This is a genomic window from Fontibacillus panacisegetis (assembly GCF_900102215.1).
GTDB lineage: Bacteria > Bacillota > Bacilli > Paenibacillales > Paenibacillaceae > Fontibacillus > Fontibacillus panacisegetis.
In genome coordinates, this window is the sequence record NZ_FNBG01000002.1 from 40,052 (window position 1) to 63,546 (window position 23,495).

General features: G+C 44.8%; 19 protein-coding genes. All 19 read right to left on the bottom strand.

The window, feature by feature from the left end:
- Positions 1-378 precede the first annotated feature (378 nt).
- Positions 379-1,161, bottom strand: coding sequence for an RNA polymerase sporulation sigma factor SigG (gene sigG / locus BLS49_RS02710; RefSeq protein ID WP_091226535.1), 783 nt, complete (start codon positions 1,159-1,161; stop codon positions 379-381).
- A gap of 93 nt (positions 1,162-1,254) precedes the next feature.
- Positions 1,255-1,977, bottom strand: coding sequence for an RNA polymerase sporulation sigma factor SigE (gene sigE / locus BLS49_RS02715; protein ID WP_091226536.1), 723 nt, complete (start codon positions 1,975-1,977; stop codon positions 1,255-1,257).
- Positions 1,968-2,984: a sigma-E processing peptidase SpoIIGA gene (gene spoIIGA / locus BLS49_RS02720; RefSeq protein WP_091226538.1), complete on the bottom strand. Its 1,017-nt coding sequence runs from the start codon at positions 2,982-2,984 to the stop codon at positions 1,968-1,970. Before spoIIGA ends, sigE begins: the two co-directional genes overlap by 10 nt.
- Positions 2,985-3,327: 343 nt before the next feature.
- Positions 3,328-4,434 (bottom strand): cell division protein FtsZ, encoded by a 1,107-nt coding sequence (ftsZ, locus tag BLS49_RS02725; protein ID WP_091226540.1) that lies wholly within the window; start codon positions 4,432-4,434, stop codon positions 3,328-3,330.
- 58 nt (positions 4,435-4,492) lie between these two features.
- Complete coding sequence (ftsA, locus tag BLS49_RS02730; RefSeq protein ID WP_091226541.1) at positions 4,493-5,740, bottom strand: cell division protein FtsA; 1,248 nt, start codon at positions 5,738-5,740, stop codon at positions 4,493-4,495.
- A gap of 266 nt (positions 5,741-6,006) precedes the next feature.
- Positions 6,007-6,753, bottom strand: coding sequence for a cell division protein FtsQ/DivIB (locus tag BLS49_RS02735; RefSeq protein WP_091226543.1), 747 nt, complete (start codon positions 6,751-6,753; stop codon positions 6,007-6,009).
- Between the two features lie 484 nt (positions 6,754-7,237).
- Entirely contained in the window at positions 7,238-8,518 is a 1,281-nt protein-coding gene (gene murA / locus BLS49_RS02740) for a UDP-N-acetylglucosamine 1-carboxyvinyltransferase (RefSeq protein ID WP_091226544.1), read from the bottom strand.
- Between the two features lie 16 nt (positions 8,519-8,534).
- On the bottom strand, positions 8,535-9,440 hold the full coding sequence (gene murB / locus BLS49_RS02745; RefSeq protein ID WP_091226546.1) for a UDP-N-acetylmuramate dehydrogenase: 906 nt from the start codon (positions 9,438-9,440) through the stop codon (positions 8,535-8,537).
- Positions 9,441-9,678: 238 nt separating this feature from the next.
- Complete coding sequence (gene murG, locus BLS49_RS02750; RefSeq protein ID WP_091226548.1) at positions 9,679-10,797, bottom strand: undecaprenyldiphospho-muramoylpentapeptide beta-N-acetylglucosaminyltransferase; 1,119 nt, start codon at positions 10,795-10,797, stop codon at positions 9,679-9,681.
- Between the two features lie 4 nt (positions 10,798-10,801).
- Positions 10,802-11,899: a stage V sporulation protein E gene (gene spoVE, locus BLS49_RS02755; protein ID WP_091226549.1), complete on the bottom strand. Its 1,098-nt coding sequence runs from the start codon at positions 11,897-11,899 to the stop codon at positions 10,802-10,804.
- Positions 11,900-11,948: 49 nt separating this feature from the next.
- The gene (murD, locus tag BLS49_RS02760) at positions 11,949-13,373 is read right to left on the bottom strand and encodes a UDP-N-acetylmuramoyl-L-alanine--D-glutamate ligase (RefSeq protein WP_091226551.1); all 1,425 of its coding nucleotides are present in this window, start codon (positions 13,371-13,373) and stop codon (positions 11,949-11,951) included.
- Between the two features lie 2 nt (positions 13,374-13,375).
- Positions 13,376-14,341 carry a phospho-N-acetylmuramoyl-pentapeptide-transferase gene (gene mraY / locus BLS49_RS02765; RefSeq protein WP_091226552.1) on the bottom strand — a complete coding sequence of 322 codons (966 nt, stop codon included), beginning with the start codon at positions 14,339-14,341 and terminating at the stop codon, positions 13,376-13,378.
- Positions 14,342-14,365: 24 nt separating this feature from the next.
- On the bottom strand, positions 14,366-15,763 hold the full coding sequence (locus tag BLS49_RS02770; RefSeq protein WP_342707168.1) for a UDP-N-acetylmuramoyl-tripeptide--D-alanyl-D-alanine ligase: 1,398 nt from the start codon (positions 15,761-15,763) through the stop codon (positions 14,366-14,368).
- Positions 15,763-17,253, bottom strand: a complete 1,491-nt coding sequence (locus tag BLS49_RS02775; RefSeq protein ID WP_091226555.1) for a UDP-N-acetylmuramoyl-L-alanyl-D-glutamate--2,6-diaminopimelate ligase — start codon at positions 17,251-17,253, stop codon at positions 15,763-15,765. The genes BLS49_RS02770 and BLS49_RS02775 overlap by 1 nt, the downstream gene beginning before the upstream one ends.
- 57 nt (positions 17,254-17,310) lie before the next feature.
- Positions 17,311-19,269, bottom strand: coding sequence for a stage V sporulation protein D (locus BLS49_RS02780; RefSeq protein WP_091226557.1), 1,959 nt, complete (start codon positions 19,267-19,269; stop codon positions 17,311-17,313).
- A gap of 77 nt (positions 19,270-19,346) precedes the next feature.
- Complete coding sequence (locus BLS49_RS02785; RefSeq protein WP_091226558.1) at positions 19,347-21,575, bottom strand: penicillin-binding protein; 2,229 nt, start codon at positions 21,573-21,575, stop codon at positions 19,347-19,349.
- Between the two features lie 19 nt (positions 21,576-21,594).
- Positions 21,595-22,020: a hypothetical protein gene (locus tag BLS49_RS02790; RefSeq protein ID WP_091226560.1), complete on the bottom strand. Its 426-nt coding sequence runs from the start codon at positions 22,018-22,020 to the stop codon at positions 21,595-21,597.
- On the bottom strand, positions 22,021-22,995 hold the full coding sequence (gene rsmH / locus BLS49_RS02795) for a 16S rRNA (cytosine(1402)-N(4))-methyltransferase RsmH (protein WP_091226561.1): 975 nt from the start codon (positions 22,993-22,995) through the stop codon (positions 22,021-22,023).
- A gap of 27 nt (positions 22,996-23,022) precedes the next feature.
- Complete coding sequence (gene mraZ, locus BLS49_RS02800) at positions 23,023-23,460, bottom strand: division/cell wall cluster transcriptional repressor MraZ (protein WP_091226563.1); 438 nt, start codon at positions 23,458-23,460, stop codon at positions 23,023-23,025.
- Positions 23,461-23,495: the final 35 nt, after the last annotated feature.

Consider the following 23,495-nt stretch of genomic DNA (forward strand, 5'->3'; position numbering starts at 1 on the left):
TCCTATTGTATTCTACTCCATTCTGGAGACTAGCCTTCTCTTGATTCACCCGCACGTTACCTGAAATATTACCAAGCTCAGTTTTCACACAATATGACCGATATCTTATTTCCTTCAACATATCAGCATCAAGTGATTGGATGTCCGAAAAAGGTAGTCTATCGGTATCAGTCGCTTGCAATGCAAACAGCCTATTCAGTTAGCGTTTACACGAATATATTAATTTTCTTTTATTGGTAAGTCAATCCACTATTTTAATTTTTATTTAATAAAATATTTTTTATTTTTATAAATTCTCTTCTCGATCTGATAGTACGATAACTTTTGCTCACAAATAAAAGACCCCAATAAGGGGCCTTTAACAATTGGCAAAGCAGTTTAAGACTTCACATGCTTCTGCATTTGTAAAATAGCAGATTTCTCCAACCGGGATACCTGAGCCTGAGAGATGCCGATTTCATCAGCAACCTCCATCTGGGTTTTCCCTTCAAAGAAGCGCATCGACAAGATCATTTTCTCACGTCTCCCAAGACGCTGCATCGCTTCACGCAGTGCAATTTCCTCGATCCATGATACGTCCTTATTTTTATCGTCGCTAATCTGATCCATTACATAAATGGGATCTCCTCCATCATGATAGATCGGCTCAAACAAGGATACGGGATCTTGAATGCTATCCAATGCAAAAACAACATCTTCTTTCGGCAGTCCAAGCGCTTCGGAAATTTCAAAAATGGTAGGTTCACGCGAATTTTGATTCGTCAAGCTGTCACGCATCTGCAGCGCTTTGTATGCTATATCGCGCAGGCTACGGGAGACGCGAATCGGATTGTTATCACGTAGATATCGCCTAATTTCCCCGATAATCATTGGAACTGCGTAGGTAGAAAATTTGACATTTTGCGACAGATCAAAATTATCGATAGCTTTCATGAGTCCGATGCAGCCGACTTGAAACAGATCGTCTACATACTCCCCCCGATTGTTGAACCGCTGGATGACACTAAGCACTAGCCTGAGGTTGCCATTCACTAATTTCTCTCTGGCTGATCTTACGTGATCCTGCTGCAAAGAATGAAACAATTCACGCATTTCCGCATTGGTTAGAACGGGCAATTTTGCGGTATCTACGCCGCAAATCTCGACTTTGTTACGGGTCATCGTGTCTTACCTCCCAAGGAGAAACATTAATGATCATTATCTCCTTGGACTGTATTTTTATTCCTGAAAATGATGGCCCTTCTCTACCGGCTATTACACCATTTTGTTGAATTCCTTGCGCAATCGTTTAATAATCCTCTTTTCTAGACGAGAAATATAGGATTGAGAAATACCTAAGAGGTCAGCAACATCCTTTTGTGTCTTCTCATCTCCATCCACTAATCCAAAACGAAGCTCCATGATCATTCTTTCGCGATCACTCAGTTTATCTAGCGCCTTATGAAGCAGCTTACGATCTACTTGTTCTTCAATATTCCGGTAAATCGTGTCATTCTCCGTCCCCAGAACATCGGACAATAACAACTCGTTGCCATCCCAATCGATATTCAGCGGCTCATCAAACGATACCTCTGTCCTGATTTTGCTATTCCGCCTCAAATACATGAGAATCTCATTCTCGATGCAGCGGGAAGCATATGTCGCTAGCTTGATTTTTTTCTCCGGATCAAACGTATTTACCGCTTTTATGAGTCCTATTGCACCAATGGATACAAGATCCTCTATATTAATTCCAGTATTTTCAAATTTTCTTGCAATGTATACAACCAGTCTTAAATTCCTCTCGATCAGCATAGACCGGATCGCCGAATCGCCGCTTGGAAGCCGTTGCAATAAATATTCCTCTTCTTCACGTGTCAATGGAGGCGGCAGTGCTTCACTTCCGCCGATATAATAGATTTCTTCACTTTTTAATCCAAAAATGAACAACAATCGATAGTACTGCAATTGCAGCATAAGTTTCCACTTTACACGCATGTCTCTTTTCCTCCCATTTCATCGCCAGTCATTTGAGCATCGCCAAGTGCCATCACCACGTCTGTCGAATGTATGTTCCTCTCTTTCGATCCTTCCGTTAACTGCGGATGAATAATTGCTCTGTACGCATTATCCGAAGAGAGAGAACCACCATCCAATCCGACAAGCACACGTGTTGTTCTCACTTCCTGACCATCCATGATCACCTTAACTTCATCAGGCTTTAATGCAATCATAAATTGTGTTCCCCTATTTAATCCTCGATAAGGTACTAAACGCAATCGATCTCGCCACCTGAAAGACTCATCCTCAGTCCACTCCATAATAAGGTTGTCCGCACGTTCTGTTGTCCAATTAGTCCCTACGGACTCCGGCAAGTAATCACGCCAAAGCGAAGCCTCCATAACCATGACGGGCATACGGCTCAATGGATCAGTAAGCTGGTTACCCGTATCGATTAACCCTGTACAGCGAATTTCCGTATTCTGAATTGTAACGATTACTTCTGCATAGAATGAAGACATCTTCTCCTGTTTGCGACGTGAAGCCACAACTACCTTGAACCATAGCAATACAATAAAAAACACAACAAACGTGAACAAAGCTCCGATTTTTATCGAAAACCCTAGCCCTCCTGATGCTGAATACCAAATTCCGCTCCAGACCTCACCCGAGTTTTGCAGCAAATAATGAATACCAAGTATACCGCCGGCTGCTGCAAAGTTAACAATATAAAATGCCCCCATATTTCGCAGATAGGTTTGCATACTTCCAAATCCAAACGCAATCCACAACATGGCAACAGAAAAGAGGAATTTTACTAGAAAGGTAAACAGAAAAGACAATTCAGGCAAAAACATCATCAATACATAAGTCGCCCCTAACGAGGCTGATACAACAAGTCGCCATATGACTACCTTTTGCTTACGCATCCATGCTGTGACCAATAAAAGGCTACCATCGATCAGCAGGTTCATTAAAAAGATCAGATCGATATAAACGACCAAGTTTCTTCACCTGCCAGCCCCTCAATGATCTATCCCCTATGAAAATGAGAAAAAAGAGTACACTCATCTATAGGAGTTGGTTTCAAGTATATAGACTCCTATACGTAAAGTCTGTCTAAAATTGAAAGTAGAAGGGCACTATTTTTTCACTATTTTGTCGAGCTGTTGATCTACTGCAAAAAAACCTGAAGCTTTGCCTCAGGCATTTAATCTCGATATGTTAATCCATACAGATAATGTGTATAAATTCATTCTATTTATCTGCTCAAAAAATAAAAGGGTGGCACAGAGCTATTTCTAGCTTGTGTGCCACCCCTTGGGGGAAGACTGAATCTAGTTATTATTATTCGTTGTTGCGACGATTACGAAGGAATGTCGGAATATCAAGTTGATCCCCGCTTGGCTGGTTTCCAAACGGTCTCAAAGCTGAACCCGATTTGTTATCCTGTGGCTCTGAAACTCCAGCCGTTGGTTTACGAGCTGAGGATGCCATAGGTTTATTCTCAAAGCCGGTCGCAATAACCGTAACTTTAATTTCCTCTTTCAAGTTTTCGTCAATAATTGCACCAAAGATCATATTCACTTCCGGATCGGAAGCAGCAATGACAATTTCAGCGGCTTCATTTACTTCGTACAGGGACAGGTTAGCACCACCTGTAATGTTCATGATTACCCCGCGAGCCCCCTCAATTGAAGTCTCAAGCAAAGGACTCATAATTGCTTTGCGAGCAGCCTCAGCAGCACGATTCTCCCCTGTAGCAAGGCCAATACCCATCAAGGCAGATCCACGTTCAGTCATAATCGTCTTAACGTCTGCAAAGTCGAGATTGATTAGACCAGGAACCGCGATCAAATCAGAAATACCTTGAACCGCTTGGCGCAATACATTATCTGCTTCACGGAATGCTTCCAGCATAGGCGTCTTCTTGTCTACGATTTCCAAAAGTCTATCGTTCGGAATAACGATCAGTGTATCCACTTTTTCTTTTAATGCTTCTATACCAAGCTCAGCCTGGGATGAACGTTTACGTCCTTCAAATGTAAACGGCCGTGTTACTACCCCAACTGTAAGAGCGCCACATTCTCTAGCGATCTCCGCAATAACTGGAGCAGCACCAGTACCCGTACCACCGCCCATACCAGCAGTTACGAATACCATATCGGCCCCTTTTAAAGTGTTTGCGATCAAATCACGGGACTCCTCGGCAGCCTTCTTACCGACATCCGGATTGGCACCAGCACCAAGTCCGCGAGTCAATTTATCCCCAATTTGTAGTTTATGCTCGGATTTAGCAAGATGCAGTGCCTGAGCATCCGTATTTACGGTAATAAACTCAACGCCCTGCACTCCATTTTCTATCATTCGGTTAACAGCGTTACTACCTCCTCCGCCTACACCGATGACTTTAATTTGAGCCAAGCTCTCCATTTCGAAATCAAATTCCAACATACTCTTCCATCTCCCCCTCATTGTGCATGGATGGCCCGTCCATCATCCTAGTAATCAATTATATAAATTCGCTAAATAAGTTCTTAATGCGTTCCATGAACCCCGTCTTGCTGTTCGTCTCTTGCGACCCTGAAGATTTCGGACGGTTCACCGTCTTTTTGGGGCTTGTATTCCGGATACGAATATTTCTTATCACTTTGTACAGAACGCCTACGCCTCCTGTAAATCCTGGATCGCGTACCCCAATATAATCAGGAACAGCAATACGTACGGATGCGGATAACTCCTGCTGCGCTATCTTCAAGAGACCTGGCATCGTTACAGTTCCGCCAGTAAGAATGTAACCTCCAGGCAACTCATTGTATCCAAGTCGCTTCACTTCCTGACGAATCAACTGAAAAATCTCTTGAACTCGCGGTTCTGCGATAGCTGCTAGGTCCTCTTGCGTGAACTCTTTGTCCACATTACTGCCGATTCTAGTAACTTTGAAAGTAACATCTGCTGCAGCATCCTCAATCGATGCACAGCCGTATTTAAGCTTCACTTTCTCCGCCTGATCAGTCAGCGTGCGAAGTCCATAAGCAATATCGTTTGTTATAAATTCTCCCCCAATCGGAAGCGTGGATGTTGCAACAATCGTGCCGCTCTCAAATACCGCGATTGTTGAGGAGCCTGCACCGATATCTACCAGCACAGATCCCATCGTTTTCTCATCTTTGGACAGTGACAGCTGACCAGCTCCCAACGACAGAAGAACTAAATCCCGAACTTTTAAACCAGATTTCTCAACACAACGAAGCAAATTATGAATCGCTGTCTTGGCACCGGTAATGATAATCGCTTCTACCTCCAGCCGAACACCGATCATTCCGCGCGGGTCCTGAATACCTTCAAGTCCGTCAACTACATATTGTTTGGCAACTACATCAATAATCTCACGTTCTGGAGGAAGTGCGATCACTTCAGCTGCTTTTAACACACGTTCAATATCTTCTTCACCGATTTCCCGGTCTTCATTTTGTACGGCTACAACTCCGTGGCTCGTTTGGAGTCCGATATGATTTCCCGAAATGCCGACATAAACTTCAGATATTTGAATATCAACCATTCGCTCAGCATGATCCACAGCACTGCGGATTGATTGAACAGTCTGATCGATATCTACAATCGCACCTTTGCGAATTCCTTCCGAGTCGGCAGATCCAACCCCAATAATATTAAAGGTTCCATTATTAATTTCCCCAATAATAGCACGAACTTTGGATGTACCGATGTCCAAACTAACAATGATGTCATTGTTGCTCAAGCCCTTGGCACCTCCCATTTCTACCTAGAAAATATAATAGCAATGTAAAATGTTCACTGTACTTATTCAACGCCGCTTGACCTTTCCCTCTTTTTTCTACAAATTTTTTAGCTTCCAACTTTTACATGTTGATAACAAGAGATACTACCGGACATTTCCCCTTAAAATCTAAAGATATTGCAAAAATCAGAAGAAAAAAGAGGGAGACAGGAACATGCCCATAAAATGTATTTTATCATTATTTCCCACGCATGAGTAGTCTCATTTTATCCACCATCTTCACTGTCTGACGAGCTGTAAGGTACATACGTATCAGCATCCAGTAAAGTTAACATACCAGGATCCTGAGATTCCATAATCATATTCATATATTCGGCTTTTCCCGCCAATAATGAAATAGCAGAAATCACTTCAAAACGTGATCTTGTGTACATTTTGATTCGGTCAGGATAAGATAACGTCGGTGAAGGCGTAATTTCGGAAATATCCGATACTAGCGAATCAGGAATATTGGCAAGCGTACTGCACAGCTTGGACAAATTTGGATCACTCTCTTCCCATCCCGTCAAAATCGGTTTATCCATCGGCATCGAACCGTTCACCAGATCTATCTTTGTTCCATTTGCCAGCAAACCTTTAAGCAATCCATCCGGAGTAAGTTCATAAGCTGCGAGAGCATGCTCCGTAACAATAATTTCTACAGACCCCGGAAAAGATTTGTTCACAACAACCTCATCAATAGAAGGCACTGTTAGCAATTTGTTGCGGATTTTATCAGCGCTTGTCCCAAAAAAGGGTGCCCCAGTCTTCAGACCGCTGATTTCAAGAAGCTCAGTGTTAGTAGAGTAGGTGTTCCCCTTAAACGTGATCTCCGAAATTTTACTTAAGGAAGATCGAAAGAACAATATGCATAACAGGGTCAGAAATAACAGAAAAAGAATGACTGCAACTTTCCTGCTGCCTTTCTTTTTCGGTATAGGGTCTTTTAGGATGGGCATACTCTCTTTTGGCATAACATTTCTCCGATACTATAAAGGTAGTTCAAAAAGCAAGTTTTTGATCACGATGAATTCCTTGAAGCATATTCGACTTCGAATCTTGAATTCAGCTTGGCCCTCCGGTGCTCGCGTACTCTTAAAGTACGCTCCGCTCCTCGGTCCTTCACTTCATTCAACCTTCTCGGTGCTGAAAACTTCACTTTTTGAACACTCATTTACTGGTAGTTCAAAAAGCAAGCTTTTGATCACGATGAATTACTATGAAGCATATTCGACTTCGAATCTTGAATTCAGCTTGGCCCTCCGGTGCTCGCGTACTCTTAAAGTACGCTCCGCTCCTCGGTCCTTCACTTCATTCAACCTTCTCGGTGCTGAAAACCTCACTTTTTGAACACTCATTTTACTGGTAGTTCAAAAAGCAAGCTTTTGATCATACATTAATTAATAGAAATAAAGCCCATATCCCCTCCTGAGGAGGGGATCGTCCGGGCGTTCATATTCACGCTAGATCCAATTGCCTTAGTATAGGAGCTTCCCGATGCATTACACCTCCAAGACGCTGAAACAGCAATTCAATACGGTCGTAACCCCGATCAATATGATGAATCTGCTCCACAACTGTCTTGCCCTGAGCCGCTAATCCGGCTATTACCAGTGCAGCACCTGCCCTAAGATCCGTCGCCTCTACCGTAGCACCGTATAATCTAGGTACGCCGCGAATAAAGGCCGAATTCATGTCAACTGTAATATCCGCACCCATGCGCACCAATTCGTCTACGTGCTTGAATCTTCCTTCGAACACTGTCTCTTTCATCAGACTTAGTCCATCAGCAAGAGATAACAATACCATAATTTGGGATTGTAAATCCGTTGGAAAAGAAGGATATGGCGAGGTTACTATACGTTCAATAGCCTTCGGACGTCCTATGCTACTTATGGTTATTATATCATTGTAAGCCCCGATTTGAACACCAGCCCGGCGCAATACATGAAAGAGCGATGTTAAATGAGACGGATACGTATGAGTAAGTGTAACTGTCCCCCTGGTTGCAGCAGCGGCGATTAGTACGGTTCCGGCTACAATTCGATCAGGGATAATTTCGTAATCACAAGGTTCAAGCCTTGACACCCCCTGAATGGTAATCGTATCCGTTCCTGCTCCCATAATACGCGCACCCATAGCATTCAAAAAATGCTGAAGATCTTGAATTTCCGGCTCCCGCGCCGCATTTGATATAATGGTGGTTCCTTCGGCCAGCGCCGCCGCCATCATAATATTCTCGGTCGCACCAACGCTAGGAAAATCCAGATGAATGTCATTTCCTTTAAGCTTGCTGGCTCTGCACCAAATTTGATGATCGTTCTCCTCAATCTTTGCACCGAGAGCAGAAAGTCCTCTCAGATGCAGGTCAATCTTTCGTTCTCCAATCGCACATCCTCCGGGCTGATAAATGCACACTTCACCAAATCTGGCCAATAGCGGCCCCATTAGAAAAATAGATGAACGCATCTGCTTCATCAAATCTTCCGGCACATGACAAGTATTCGCCCCGCTGGTTTCAACGATCACGGTATCGCCCTTATGAATCGCTGAGCAGCCCAGTCGATTCAATATGCCCAGCATGACGTCAATATCGAGCAATCGGGGAACATTTTGAAGTTGCACCTTACCTTCACATAGCAGACTTGCCGCCATAATCGGTAGTGCTGCATTTTTCGCTCCATGGATACGAATGGATCCTGATAGGGGTCTCCCGCCTTCGATCACCAATTTGTCCAATGTATCACCTCCGAGTTTACCGTTCACCCACGAAGAAGACTTCTGGCACCAGAGCGATTTCATATTTCGAAGCGATGGTGTCCTTTATTTGCTCCATGAGCGTAAGAACGTCCTCTGCTGTCGCTTGCCCGGTATTGACGATGAAATTGGCATGCAGCGTAGATACTTCGGCTCCACCTACTCTCAGGCCCTTCAGGCCAGCAGCTTCAATTAATCTAGCTGCATGATCACCTTGCGGATTACGGAACACACTTCCCGCGCATGGCTGCTGGAGGGGCTGAGTTTTACGACGACGGTCCTTATAAGCTGCCATCGCCGCTGCAATCTCAAGACGATCTCCCTCCTTCAAGGAAAATTGAGCCTCGACCACAATGCCACGCTGATCATGAAGAATGGAATGTCGATAAGCAAACGCCATATCCTCTGCAGTATAGGTTACCAATTCACCTGTCTCCAGAACAATTTCAGCTGATTTGAATATGTGTGACACATCGGACCCATGAGCACCGGCATTCATATATACGGCCCCCCCAACCGTACCAGGGATTCCGCCAGCAAATTCCAGCCCGGTCATACCCTGCTTTCCAGCCATAATACTCAATCTGACGAAGGAAGCACCGCCTCCGGCATTGACTTCCGTTCCAGAAAACTTAATCTGCTCCAGCTCTTGCCCCAGCTTGATCACAGCGCCGCGAATGCCTTGATCCGAGACAAGCATATTGGAGCCCTTGCCGACCATCATCCAAGGAATCTGCTCTTCGTGGAGCAATCTGATGAGGTTGCTGAGCTGTAGTTTGTTCTCAGGAACGATTAAGGCGTCAGCGGGACCACCGATTTTCCAAGTTGTATATTTAGACATCGGTTCGTTTAACAATACCGTACCGACTTCATGTTGTGATAATTTCGAAATCCACTGCTGCATCGCAAAATCCCTCCCTGATTAACTAACGGAAATACCCTGAAAAACACACTAATAAATGATAAGTGTCCCTCCGGTATTACCGTTTGGCTGCGCCGGCACCTGGGTCCGTAGAGACAAGAGAAGGAACACATCCTGCCTCCTGCTCTCCACAAAAATATGTCACCTTGTATACGGTATACTATGCCTTCTTAACGAAGAGTGTGACACTCGCCCAGAGCAGGGTTTAGCCCGGTTTATCTTAACTGCGTTTCGTCTGCTTCACCAGCTCACGCATCTCTTTAACAATAAGATGAGCGGAATCTGGTTTGCCTAGTTTACGTGAAGCTGATGACATGGATAAATGAAGACGATGATCATTCATAATACGCTCAATGGACTGATAGAGAGAATTGCCAGTTAGCTCAGGCTCCAAAATCACTTCCGCCGCTCCCGCCTTTTCCAACGTACGGGCATTTTTCTCCTGATGATTATTCGTTACGTTAGGCGAAGGAATTAGAATTGAAGGAATGCCAAGAGACGTAATTTCTGCCAGAAAGCTTGCACCTGCCCGATTAACGATAAGAGAAGTAGAGGCAAGAACCTCAGGCATATTATGAACATACGGCAATACCTTTAGATTGCCTGGCAGTGATCCATACTTAGACACGATAGTATCTATGGCTGATTGATAGTAATTGTCGCCAGTAACAAATATGAACTGAATATGACCTAGCTTTTTCAATTCGGGAATCATGTCGATCATGGCATCATTGATTGCTCTGGCACCTCGGCTGCCTGACGTAATTAATACAATGGAGCTGTCTTGTGGCAATCCCAACGATTCATATCCTTTGTTTTTATCAGCCTCATACACTGTTGTAGCCCGTGGATTACCGGTGTATAGAATCTTTTTAGCCTGCGGAAAAGATACACCCGATCCTTCGAAGCTGACAGCGACTGTCGACACGTATTTGCTTAGAAACCGGTTAGTAAGACCTGGCACTGCATTCTGTTCGTGAATAACGGTCGGAATGCCAAGCTTGGCCGCTGCATAAACAACTGGTCCGCACACATAGCCGCCGGTACCAATCACTACATCCGGTTTAAAATCTTTAATGAGCTTTTTAGATGAACCTATTCCTCTGAGAAATCGCACGATCGTTTTGACATTTTCAAAGGATACTTTTCTACGAAAACCTGAAATATTAATAGCTTCAAATGGAATATTTGCTTTAGTTACCAAAGAGCCTTCCAGCCCTCGTTCCCCGCCGATATACAAAAATTCCGTATCAGGATGCTCTGCGGCGAATTGGCTGGCAACGGCTAGAGCAGGATAGATATGTCCCCCTGTTCCACCGCCACTTAGAACGACGCGCATAATTTCACCTCGCATAACGTGATAAATTAAGTAAAATACCTAGTGCTGTCAGCATAAGCGTCAAAGATGATCCTCCATAGCTGATCAGCGGCAGAGTAATACCTGTGACAGGCATGAGGCCGATGACAACCCCAATATTGATGACGACTTGAACGCCAACCATACCGACGATACCGACCGCAAGCAAACTTCCAAACATGTCATCTACGGTCATCGCCACCCTCATCCCCCGCCACACCAAAATCAAAAAGAGAATCAGTACAAGCAATCCTCCTATGAATCCTGTCTCTTCAGCCAAAATGGAAAAAATAAAATCCGTCTGTGGTTCAGGCACGTAGCTGTATTTTTGTCTGCTCATACCGAGTCCGAGTCCTGCCAATCCGCCAGGTCCGATCGCATAAAGCGATTGAATGATCTGATATCCCGCGCCTAGTGGGTCTGACCAAGGATCAAGAAAAGCAGTAATCCGCTGAAGACGATACGGTGCAGCAAGAATCAAGCCAACAAACCCGAGTGCTCCAAACGCGGCAAGTCCGGCCAAATGTCTGATGCGTGCTCCCGCAGTAAAGACAATAAGGAGTGAAGCTCCCAGCATAACTGTACCGGTGCCGAGGTCAGGCTGAAGCATAATAAGTCCAAAAGCTAACCCTGTCACTCCCAATGGAGGAAGGAGACCTCTCGTAAACAAATTAATTCTATAATCTTCCTTACTTAGCCAAAACGATAGAAACAGAATCATACCCAGCTTCATAAATTCCGATGGCTGAATGCCAAACGAACTGATTCCAAGCCAGCTTCTAGCTCCTCCACGCACTTCGCCAATACCTGGTATAAGAACGATAACGAGCAGAGCAAAACAAAGAATCAGTCCGATCTTAGCATACTTTTTCAAAATACGATAATCCAGATTCATTGTAAAAAACATCGCAACGAGACCAAGAACAGCGAACAGGATTTGGCGCTTTACAAAATAGAATGAATCCCCGTAGTCATGAAAAGCGAGTACTGAGCCCGCACTATAAACCATAACCATTCCGATTGCCAGCAATCCTAAGACGCTAGCCAGCAGCCAATAATCCGGTGCCAAGCGACTTTTGCCCATCGTGGAAGCCACCTCTTAACAGAAAGTAGGGGCTTTTCCACCCCCCTACTTAAAGGGTATGCACCGCCTCTTTAAAAATGCGTCCACGCTCTTCATAGGAGTCAAACATATCCCAGCTGGCGCATGCCGGTGACAAGAGCACGACATCTCCTGGGTCAGTCAGGCTGGAAGCCTCCTTCAGCGCAGTTTGCAATGTTTGAGCGGCGCTGTCACCAGTATCGACAACCACGATATGAGATAGACCCGCCAGCTTCGCAACATTTGCTATTTTTTCTTTTGTCTGGCCTAAAACTACGATCGCTTTGATTTTTTTCTCGAAGGAAGGAAGCAATTCCATATAATCGGAACCACGGTCAAGTCCTCCAGCAATAAGGACGATCGGAGCATTTAATGCACCTAAAGCCATTATGGTAGCTTTGGAATTCGTCGCTTTGGAATTGTTGTAATAAGTAACTCCATGTTTATTCTCAACAAATTCAAGACGATGCTCAACCCCTCTAAATGTTGATAGAGGCTGTGCAAGTGATTCTGGTGTTGCGCCTGCTGCCAATGAAGCGGCAATCGCTGCTAATGCATTTTCAACATTGAATCTACCTGGCAGAGCAATCTCGCTAACTTTGACAATGTGATGTAACTCTAATTTCTGATCACGATAAACTATGGAACGGTCAATATCATCCTCGACTCCAGGCAAATAGGACGGCTGCACGAATACACCACTAACCTGCAATTCTTCTGTCATTGAAAATGGTAAAAGAGTGGCTTCGATATGTGGAACAAGCTCACGACACACAGGGTCGTCCCAATTGATAACAGCCGTGTCGGTTTTCTGTTGGTTAGCAAAAAGCTTGGCTTTGGAACCAACATAATCCTCCATCGTCCCATGATAATCCAGATGCGTCTCCGCAACGTTAAGGAGCACAGCCACTCTTGGAGCAAAATCCTCAGTTCCTTTGAGCTGGAAGCTGCTTAATTCCGCTACCATCCAATGATCGGCTTGGGCCGACTCGGCAGCATCGCACAGTGGTGTACCAATATTTCCCGCAACAATAGGATGAAGCCCTGCTGCTTCCAACATTTTACCAATCCATGTGGTCGTCGTCGTTTTTCCGTTCGAGCCCGTAATACCGATGATCGGAGCCTTGCACAAGTGATAGGCAACCTCTACTTCAGTCACAACATCAATACCAAGCTCCAATGCCTTAGCGACGGGCGGTGCAGAATAAGGAATACCTGGGTTCTTGACGACAAGTTTAACACCAGAATGAATCAGGCCTTCTGGATGTCCCCCGCATACAACAGAAATTCCCAAAGCCTCCAACTCGGATGCTTCGGGACATTGCTCTCTGTCCTTCTTATCATTTACAGTTACGACCGCGCCAAGATGATGCAAGGTTTTGGCGACTCCCACACCGCTTTTTGCTAAACCGAGGACAACTATTTGCTGTCCAAGGTATTGTTCTGGATGATTCATCTCTACAGCCCCTTGTTCAAATAAAGTCCGATACTTGCCAGCAGCAGGCCAACAGCCCAAAAAGTGACGACTACCCGCCATTCCGACCAACCTGACAATTCAAAATGATGGTGAATCGGACTCATCTTAAATATTCTCTTGCCACGCGTTTTGAAGGATACAACCTGCAATACGACAGACAGCATTTCAATAACAAAAATCCCACCGATCACAAGAAACAATAACTCACTTTTCGTCACAATAGCTATGGCCGCAATCGCTCCGCCGATTCCGAGTGAACCTGTATCACCCATAAACACTTTAGCAGGGTGCGCATTAAATACAAGAAACCCTAGTACAGCCCCGATCATGGCAGCAGCACAAACCGCAGCAGGAATCGATGTAGCCTGCATTGCTATCACAGCATATGCGCCGAAAGCAATTGCACTAACCCCCGACAGCAATCCATCTAGACCGTCCGTAAAGTTAACTGCATTGCTAATAGCGAGCATCATGATGATGATAAAAGGATAATAAAACCAAGCTCCCCAGTCAAAGGAAATATTTGTACCCGGGATACCAATAGCCGTACTATGTCCTTCGGAAATTAGCAGCGCACATACAATACCAGCAAACAGAAGCTGTCCGAACAATTTTTGTCTAGGTGTAAGTCCCAGGGATCGTTTAAAAACGATTTTGATATAATCATCTAAAAATCCAATAAGCCCGAATCCGAGAGTAGCGACTAACAATACATAGAAGTCCGTATTTACTACAGAAAACTTAAGAAAAGCCAATGTAAACGCCAGTACAATGACGATCCCGCCCATTGTCGGTGTACCTGCTTTTTTGAGATGGCTTTTCGGCCCCTCATCACGAATTTGTTGTCCAAATTTCATGCGCCGCAAAAGTGGAATTAATAATGGAGCCAAAATAACTGCAAGAATAAAAGAAACACCTATCGTTAACAAAATTAATCCAAAATCCATGGGTTCACCCCCTTTTTGCTGATATTATTTATGAAGACTGCTAGCTTTGATGGCTTCGACAACTTCCTCAAGCTTCATTCCGCGTGAGCCCTTCACCAGAACGATATCCTTCGGGTTCACAATGGACTCCAGCTTGTGGATCAATTCGCTTTTATCATGATATGCAAAAATGTGATTCGCGTCCAATGCATCTCCGGCACCTTCAGCGATAAGCTCACCAAGCTTGCCATAAGTAAATAGATAGTCAAGCTTGCTGGTGCTTACAAATGCACCAACTTCTCTATGATACTCTTCCTCGGAATCTCCAAGCTCAAGCATATCTCCAAGCACCGCTATTTTATTCCGGTAGCCTTTCATTCGCTCAAGCACAAGAATTGCCGCCTTCATCGAAGTCGGACTGGCGTTATAGGCATCGTTCAGAACCGTAATTCCGCTGGTACCGGTTATCATCTCAATCCGCATCCCTGTAAGCTCTACATTCCGCAGTCCTTCCTGTATCCCTTGCACAGACACGCCATAATGACGAGCTACCGTCAGGGCAGCGAGACAATTAATCACATTATGCTCACCAAGAAGCGGCAGTTCCAGAGTCATATTTCCTATGAGATGTGAAGTAAACAATGTTTTACCGTCCGCAAACATGATCCCGCTTGGATAATCATCATTATCCCCGCTTAAACCAAATGTAGACTTTCGAAGACCCTCAGGCTTCGCTGTAGACTCTTCAGATAACACTATATTCAGCAATGGTTCGTCCCCATTATAAACAAGAAGTCCACCTTGCTTCATCCCACTCAAAATTTCGAGCTTCGCTCTTGCAATTTCGAGTCTGGAACCAAGCTGGAGCAAGTGGGATTCTCCAATATTCGTCACGATCGCCGTCTCTGGCTTAGCCAATTTAGATAACAGCTCAATTTCATGGCGACCGCTCATACCCATTTCCAGAACAGCAATATCACAATCTTCCGGCATCAACAAGATCGTTAGTGGAAGTCCGATATGGTTATTAAAATTACCTTGTGTCTTGTGCACTTTATAGGTGGTTGACAGCAAAGAAAAAACTATATCCTTCGTCGTCGTCTTTCCGTTGCTTCCCGTAATGCCAATGACTTTAGCGCCGCTTTGTGCTAAATAGCTTGCAGCCAGTTGCTGCAAAGCCTCAAGTGTATTCTCTACCAAAACGCCAGGACCAGGCGGCATACCGTTAGCCTTCTCCCACAATATCGCGCTGGCACCAGCTGCCAGGCAATCTCCTGCGAAATTATGCCCGTCAAATTTCTCTCCTACGAGAGGAACGAACAGACAGCCTGAATCAATATTACGAGAGTCCGTCACGACTCCCTGTATAGCAATCTCGGAATCATCAACGTTTGCGAGCTCTCCGCCACACATCGCGGCGATTTCCGCTAGTTTTCTATTTATCACTGTACTAAACCCCTTATCGCTTCTTTGGCAACAATACGATCATCGAAATCAAGCACTTTGTTACCGATCAGTTGGTAGGTTTCATGGCCTTTCCCCGCAATCAATACTACATCTTCATGGCTTGCCATTTCAATAGCCTTTTGAATGGCTTCGTGACGATCTACAATCAACTCATAAGTATCAGTAGGCACATTTATCTCAACTAGACCCTGCTTAATATCTTCAAGTATTGCTTCAGGATTTTCAGTACGTGGATTATCTGATGTTACAATCACATAGTGGGACAGCCTGGCTGCGATTTTCCCCATAATCGGTCTTTTAGTGCGGTCACGATCTCCACCACATCCAAATACGCAAATAACCCGACCTTTCGCAAATTCGTTAACTGTACGAAGTACATTCTCAAGTCCGTCAGGTGTATGTGCATAGTCAACAATTACTGCAAAATCCTGCCCTTCGTCTACAGCTTCAACACGCCCCTCAACACCTTTGATTGACTCAAGGCTTTTCTTGATATCTTTCAATGAAATACCTTCAATCAATGCGGCTGCGATAGCAGCAAGAGCGTTATATACGTTAAATTTACCAACCATTCGAAGAGAAATATCGATGCTGCCTGCAAACGAATCCACGTGGAAAGAGGTTCCTTTTGCTGTAATAGAGATGTTGGAGGCTCGCAGATCGGCATCATGCTCTACACCATATGTGATGACCTCTGCAGCTGTCTGCTTGGCAAAATAATAAGAAGCCTCATCATCTGCATTCAGTACCGCATAACTACGCTCCGAGTAATCATTCTGATACACATTGCCAAGACGAGAGAACATCAATCCCTTGGCCGCTCTGTATTCATCCATCGTTTTGTGATAATCCAAATGATCTTGCGTCAGATTAGTAAAAATAGCGGTACGGAAATGCGTTCCTTTTACTCGTCCCTGTTCAAGAGCGTGAGACGATACTTCCATAACACAATACTGAGTATCAGCTTCAACCATCTCATGCAAATAGCGCTGTAAATCAAGGGACTCTGGAGTAGTTCCCGACATCGGGAATACCTGACCAGCACATTTGCGCTGAATCGTTCCGATCAATCCAGTAGTTTTATGTTGGTCTTCAAGAATACGTTCAATCAAATAAGTTGTCGTCGTCTTACCGTTCGTTCCCGTAACCCCGATGACCTTCATTTGTGAACTTGGAGATTCAAAAAAAGCATTACTCAGCACAGCCATCGCAAGGCGGCAATCTTTTACTTTCAGCTGAGGCAGCGGCACTTCTTCCAGCCAACGTTCCACAACAAGCGCTACTGCTCCTTGAGCCATGGCTTGCGCTCCATAATCATGTCCATCTACCGTATGACCGGGAAGACACAAAAACAAATCTCCAGCCTGAACCTTACGGGAATCTATCGCTATTCCATTACAATGGACCTCATCATCACCATTAATTTCTGAAGCTATTAAGTAAGTTGCTAGATCTTTAAGCAGCATAGGCTACCCCTCCGTCACATTCTAAAAAATCATATTTATATTATCACCCAAAATTTGTTAATCATGTTCATGATCGGCATGCTCCTCTTCAGCATCACCTTCACTACCCATATAAATACGAATTGTTGAACCACGTTCCACCCTTGCTCCAGCTTTAGGCGATTGATTAATTACTACATTACCTGCACCTGATTTTGCAAGGTTAAAATTCATATTCAAATCCTCATAAATTTCCTGTACACTTTGCCCCATGAGATCAGGCACAGTAACAATAGGAACCTCACCGTATTTGTACTTCTTTGCTACCTGATCGTCTCGGCGTGGAACCTTCATGTATTCCAGAGCGTCAGCAAGAATGCTGCGTACGATCGGAGCAGCAACAACTCCGCCAAACTGAATACCTTGCGGATTGTCCACCGCGGTGTAAACGACGATTTGCGGATCATCCGCAGGAGCAAAACCAATGAAAGAAACGATGTGCTCATTCTGTGAATAGCGACCATTGATAACCTTCTGGGCTGTCCCTGTCTTTCCGCCAACGCGATAACCATCAATAAATGCGTTACCGCCCGTTCCATTAGCTACGACACTCTCAAGCGCTTCTCTCACCTGTTTGGACGTTTCTTCAGAGATTACCTGACGAACCAACTGTGGCGAATTCTCGCTAACGATATCTCCACTTTCCGGATTAGTCCATGCTTTGGCAACATAGGGTTTAAAAAGCTTGCCCCCATTAATCGCCGCAGATACTGCTGTAATCTGTTGAATTGGAGTAACGGATACACCCTGACCAAAGGAAGTCGTCGCAAGTTCAACCGGACCTACCTGAGACAATTTAAAAAGGATACCATTCTCTTCACCAGCCAGATCAATCCCTGTCTTGCTCCCGAACCCAAAATTTTTAATATATTTGAACAATGTCTCTTTGCCAAGACGTTGTCCCAATGCGACAAACCCCGGGTTACAAGAATTCTCGACAACCTGCAGAAAAGTCTGGCTGCCGTGTCCTCCTCTTTTCCAACAGCGAAGTGTAGCTCCCCCTACCTTTACAAACCCCGGATCAAAAAAACGCTCATTTTTCAAGCTGACCTTTTTCTCTTCCAAAGCCGCTGCAAGTGTAATGATCTTGAATGTCGAGCCCGGCTCGTAAGTCATCCAGATCGGCAAATTACGATTATAGACCGCTGGATCAACGTCCTGGTAAGCATCTGGCTCATACCCCGGTCTCGCCGCCATAGCAAGTATTTCGCCTGTTTTCGGATTCATAGCGATAGATAACGCAGAATTAGCCTGAAGCCTTGCCATAGCCTGATCCAGCTCACGCTCCATAATACTCTGAATCGATTTGTCGATAGTAAGCTCAAGATTAAGTCCGTCCTTCGGCTTTACATACTTCTCCGAGGAGCCGGGCATTAATCTTCCGCCTGCATCCGACAAATAAGAAACGCTGCCATTCATACCGCTTAGCTCACTGTCATATTTTCTTTCTACGCCTGTTAGTCCCTGATTATAGCCCCCGGTAAAGCCAAGTATATGTGCAGCTAACCCTCCATAAGGATAATACCTTTTGTTATCCTCAGCAACAACAATACCCGGAAGAGCCAAATCACGAATTTTTTGCGCCTTCTCCATCGTAATTTTGCGTCCGCCGGGTTGTAGTCTGACTATAGATTGTCTCTTCGTTATCGCCTTATAGAGTGCCTCTTCACTCATGCCCAGCAATGGAGCCAAACTCTTCGCCGTAGTCTCTGGCGATTTAACCTGAACAGGAATCGCCATCACGGTTGGCGTAGTTATATTATAAGCTAAAACATTACCATTCCGGTCACTAACTTCACCACGCTTCGCCGAATACGGTATGTTGCGGCGCCAGGATTCCTCAGCCTTCTCTGACAATTCGGCACCTTTTCCGAGCTGTACATATGCAAGCCGCGCAGCAAGCGCCACAAACAACAGACATAACATGACTAATAACAGCAGCAATCTCCGCCTAACGGTAACTTTGGAAATTCTCATAAGTAGCCCCCTGTTCATTCCTGACATAAGATGATCTCATCTCATGAATATTCAGGACAAACAGGGGTTAGAACAAGCTATGGAGACGATCCGGAGGCCTCACCTTCGTTAACTTCTTCCTCTTGAGCGTTATCATCCGTGACTTCATCATCATGACCATCCGTTGGCATTAACGGCTCAAGAGTAAGAACTACCCTTCTCACACCATTTTCTTCTGTTGCTGACTGCGATACGACGTAACCCTGCCCTTTCGCTGTAACAGGAATCCCTAGAACCGATAGCAGCTCCATAGCATCCCGAAGCGATTCCCCCTTCAGGTTAGGAATTGACATATTGTTTCCGTCCTCTGTCAATAGATACATATGCTGTCCTGTCTTCAGGGTGGCTCCTGCCTTAGGAAATTGGGACACTACTTTAGAGCCTTTCCCAAGCGTTGCATAGGATATCTCCAAGTTAGCAAGTGTGCTCTTCGCATTTTCAATCGTCTGGTTTTTGAGATCAGGCACTTTTGTACCACTGACCATTGAATTAGCACCCTTTTGCTCGGAATCGCTGAATTTTTTAGCTACGCCCATGTATTGGAGGGTTTGATTCACGATCTTTTTAAATATCGGAGCCGCGGCTGTACCACCGCCGAGCTCAGAGTCTCTTGGCTCATCAATCAATACGATCATCGCAATTTTTGGGTCATCGACTGGTGCATAACCGATAAAGGATACCACCTGTTTTGTGTAATCATATTTACCGTTAACAGGCTTAACCGCTGTACCCGTCTTACCGGCAATGCGATATCCTTCGATGTAAGCGTGACGCCCTGTACCAATTTTCTGATCAGAAACGACCTGCTCCAAATAACCTCCAACTTCTTTTGCTTTGTCAGGCGATAGAATTTGGCGTACTGCTTTCTTTTGCGACTTCACGGTGTCCCCGGATTGAGGGTCGGTTATGGACTTGACGATATGCGGCTCAAGCAGTGTTCCACCGTTTGCAACGGCCGAAACTGCAGTAAGCTGCTGCAAAGGGGTAACGAGCAACTGGCCGTGGCCATAAGCCATAGCGGCAAAGTCTGCTTGTTGTACTGGTGTAACTCTACCGGCAGCTTCACCAGGCAATTCAATGCCCGTTTTTTGTCCAAATCCGAATTTGTCTACATACTCCTTTAACCGCTCCGGACCTAATATTTCATAGCCCAGCTTTACAAATGCAACGTTACTGGAACGCTTAACACCCTCGAGATAGGAGATAGTCCCCCAACCTGATCTTTTAAGGTCATGGATCGTCTGTCCCGGAACTCGAATGCTACCTGACAAGTAAGATGCGTTCGGATCAAACAAACCCTCCTGCACCGCACCGGCCAATGTCACAATTTTAAAGGTTGAACCCGGTTCGTATACCGATTTTATTGCATGGTTATAAAAGTTCTTCTGATCGACGTCCATCCAATATTCATTAGGGTTGTAAGTTGGATAGTTCGCCATCCCCAATATTTCCATCGTATTCGGATCTGCCGCTATGACCGTCATACTAATCGGATTCAGCTCTGCATACGCTTCTTTCATAGCTTCTTCGATATAATACTGTATTGTATAGTCAATTGTCAGTTGGAGGTTTTTACCATGCTTCACAGGGTTATAAATTTCACTGGCTTTTGGAATCTCAATTCCTCTGCCGTCGCTTTTATATTCAATGTAGCCATCTTCGCCTTTTAGTTCTTCATCATAATAGGCTTCAAGTCCGGAAACGGCATTACCTTCACGGTCTGTATACCCCAGTATATGTGCTGCCAAACTATTTTCAGGATAATAGCGTTTTTGTTCCTTGATCAAATAAATGCCCACATCTTTGAGCTCGTGCTCATTCATGAGCTTATTCTTAAACCCTTCTACCTGATCACGAAGCGATTGATCAATCTTCCAGCCCTCATTGCGAACCTCTCGCTGTGAATACAGCTCGCCATTCTCTTTCTTGGCGTTCATCAATTCCTTGAGCTCATTTTTATCCTTGTTCAAAAGTTGATGAAGACCATCGATAACCTCATCCTCAAGCTTATACTGATTAATAATTTTAGGATTAATAGCTACTGTGTATGCAGGAGCATCTACAGCCAGAACATCTCCATTCCGATCCGTAATAGTCCCGCGAGTCGCTGGCAAAATCTTTTTCTTAGACCAAAGTTCTTCCGCATGCTCCTGCCAGAAATCAGCCTGAACAACCTGTATCCAAAACACTTTCCCCATTAATACAGCAAAAAAGAGGGTAATACATCCCCCTATCAGCAGCGTCCGAAGCTTTATTCTCTTAAACATATCAGTACCTCTTTAAACTTTATTTCTGTGCCGTCGTTACTTGATCTTGATTGCTTGAACCGTTCTCTCCATTGGAAGAAACATCGTAGTGGAATCCCTCTTCAGCTGGTTGAACATAACCGAGCTCAGCCGCTTTCTCAGGAATTTTCATCTCTAGCATCTCTTTTTGAATGGCAAGCTCTTTTACTTCAACATTTACAGACTGAATTTCTTTATCAAGATTGTACATTTGACGTTTGATATCGTAGAGCTCAGCGTTCTGCATCATAAGGCCGCCCATAACAGCAACACAAAATACAACAGTCATCATATACAGCAGCTTCTCCCGTACAGGAAGAGGAGCGCGACGAGTAACAACTTTAGTTGTCTCGCGATATTTCGGAGATTGTTGCTCGCGTCTCGCGGTTTGATCTTTTACTGCTAAATTCCCCCGTGTATAGGCCATTTACTTTTCCTCCGCTATTGATTGCAGTTTCTCCGCAACACGCAATTTTGCCGAACGTGCTCTCGGATTTTCAGCCAGCTCCTCTTCCGATGGAACCAACGGTTTACGATTTACTAGCTTAAGCTGTCCTTTCCCTCCGCATACACACATCGGAAAATCAGGCGGACATGTACACTTCTCTACATAACTTGCAAAAATCTGCTTGCAGATGCGATCCTCCAGCGAGTGAAAGGTGATAACAGATGCTCTGCCGCCGGGAGCAAGACAACGTATCGCTTCATGCAATCCCTCTTCAAAAGCACCCAATTCATCGTTAACAGCGATCCTAAGCGCCTGAAAGCTGCGTTTGGCAGGATGTCCTCCAGTCCGTCTGGCAGCAGCTGGTATACCCTCTTTAATCAGCTCTACAAGCTGTCCAGTCGTTTCTATCGGATTCTCCTTACGAGTCTCCACTATGACTTTAGCAATCCGTCTGGAAAACTTCTCTTCTCCGTATTGAAACAGGATGCGAGCAATTTCCTTTTCCGGCCATTCATTTACGATTTCACGAGCCGTCAAGTCAGCCGACTGATCCATCCTCATATCCAGCGGAGCGTCGGAATTGTAGCTAAAACCACGTTCTCCCTCATCAAATTGAGGAGAGGAGACACCAAGATCAAACAATATTCCATCTACTTGGGGAACACCCTCATTCTGCGGTATCCCTTCAAGTTCCAGCAGTTTGCTCTGTAAATGACGAAAATTACTTTTAACTAAAGTTAATCTATCGGCGTATGGAGCTAGTCGTACTTTAGCATTGTCCAGTGCCCAATCGTCCTGATCAAATGCAATCAGCCTTCCCTTGCCGCTGAGCTGAGACAATATTACCGAGCTGTGTCCTCCGCCGCCTAAAGTGCAATCTACATAAATTCCGTCCGGCTTAATGCGCAGCCCTTCTGTCGCTTCCTGCTTAAGTACCGTGATGTGATGAAACAAGACTGCAGCCCCCCAGACTAAATTGGTCTATAAATCAAAATTAAAATCAACTAGCTTTTCAGCAATCTCATTGAAGCTATCTTCTGATTGCTCAAAATATTGCTCCCACGTATCTTTACTCCATATTTCCACCCGGTTCGACACCCCTATGACAACACAATCCTTCTCAAGCTTTGCATATTGTCGTAAATTGCCGGGTAAGTTTACCCTTCCCTGTTTATCCCATTCACATTCTGTTGCACCAGAGAAAAAAAAGCGGGTAAATGCACGTGCATCAGACTTCATAAGCGGCAGAGCCTTCAGCTTCTGTTCCATAACTCCCCATTCTTCCATCGGGTAGACGAACAGACACTGATCCAGACCGCGGGTAACTACAAAAGAGGTCCCAAGGAGGTCGCGAAACTTGGCCGGAATAATAATTCGGCCCTTTTCATCAATGCTATGTTGGAACTCCCCCATAAACATTGGCTAACTCACCCCTTACCTCTTTCCCCCACTTT

What these genes read in the sequence shown, in the direction of transcription:
- sigG (WP_091226535.1), bottom strand. Translation starts at nt 1,161, where the DNA reads ATGACCCGTAACAAAGTCGAGATTTGCGGCGTAGATACCGCAAAATTG.
- sigE (WP_091226536.1), bottom strand. Translation starts at nt 1,977, where the DNA reads ATGCGTGTAAAGTGGAAACTTATGCTGCAATTGCAGTACTATCGATTG.
- ftsZ (WP_091226540.1), bottom strand. Translation starts at nt 4,434, where the DNA reads ATGTTGGAATTTGATTTCGAAATGGAGAGCTTGGCTCAAATTAAAGTC.
- BLS49_RS02735 (WP_091226543.1), bottom strand. Translation starts at nt 6,753, where the DNA reads ATGCCAAAAGAGAGTATGCCCATCCTAAAAGACCCTATACCGAAAAAG.
- murB (WP_091226546.1), bottom strand. Translation starts at nt 9,440, where the DNA reads ATGCAGCAGTGGATTTCGAAATTATCACAACATGAAGTCGGTACGGTA.
- murG (WP_091226548.1), bottom strand. Translation starts at nt 10,797, where the DNA reads ATGCGCGTCGTTCTAAGTGGCGGTGGAACAGGGGGACATATCTATCCT.
- spoVE (WP_091226549.1), bottom strand. Translation starts at nt 11,899, where the DNA reads ATGGGCAAAAGTCGCTTGGCACCGGATTATTGGCTGCTGGCTAGCGTC.
- murD (WP_091226551.1), bottom strand. Translation starts at nt 13,373, where the DNA reads ATGAATCATCCAGAACAATACCTTGGACAGCAAATAGTTGTCCTCGGT.
- mraY (WP_091226552.1), bottom strand. Translation starts at nt 14,341, where the DNA reads ATGGATTTTGGATTAATTTTGTTAACGATAGGTGTTTCTTTTATTCTT.
- BLS49_RS02775 (WP_091226555.1), bottom strand. Translation starts at nt 17,253, where the DNA reads ATGCTGCTTAAAGATCTAGCAACTTACTTAATAGCTTCAGAAATTAAT.
- BLS49_RS02780 (WP_091226557.1), bottom strand. Translation starts at nt 19,269, where the DNA reads ATGAGAATTTCCAAAGTTACCGTTAGGCGGAGATTGCTGCTGTTATTA.
- BLS49_RS02785 (WP_091226558.1), bottom strand. Translation starts at nt 21,575, where the DNA reads ATGTTTAAGAGAATAAAGCTTCGGACGCTGCTGATAGGGGGATGTATT.
- BLS49_RS02790 (WP_091226560.1), bottom strand. Translation starts at nt 22,020, where the DNA reads ATGGCCTATACACGGGGGAATTTAGCAGTAAAAGATCAAACCGCGAGA.
- mraZ (WP_091226563.1), bottom strand. Translation starts at nt 23,460, where the DNA reads ATGTTTATGGGGGAGTTCCAACATAGCATTGATGAAAAGGGCCGAATT.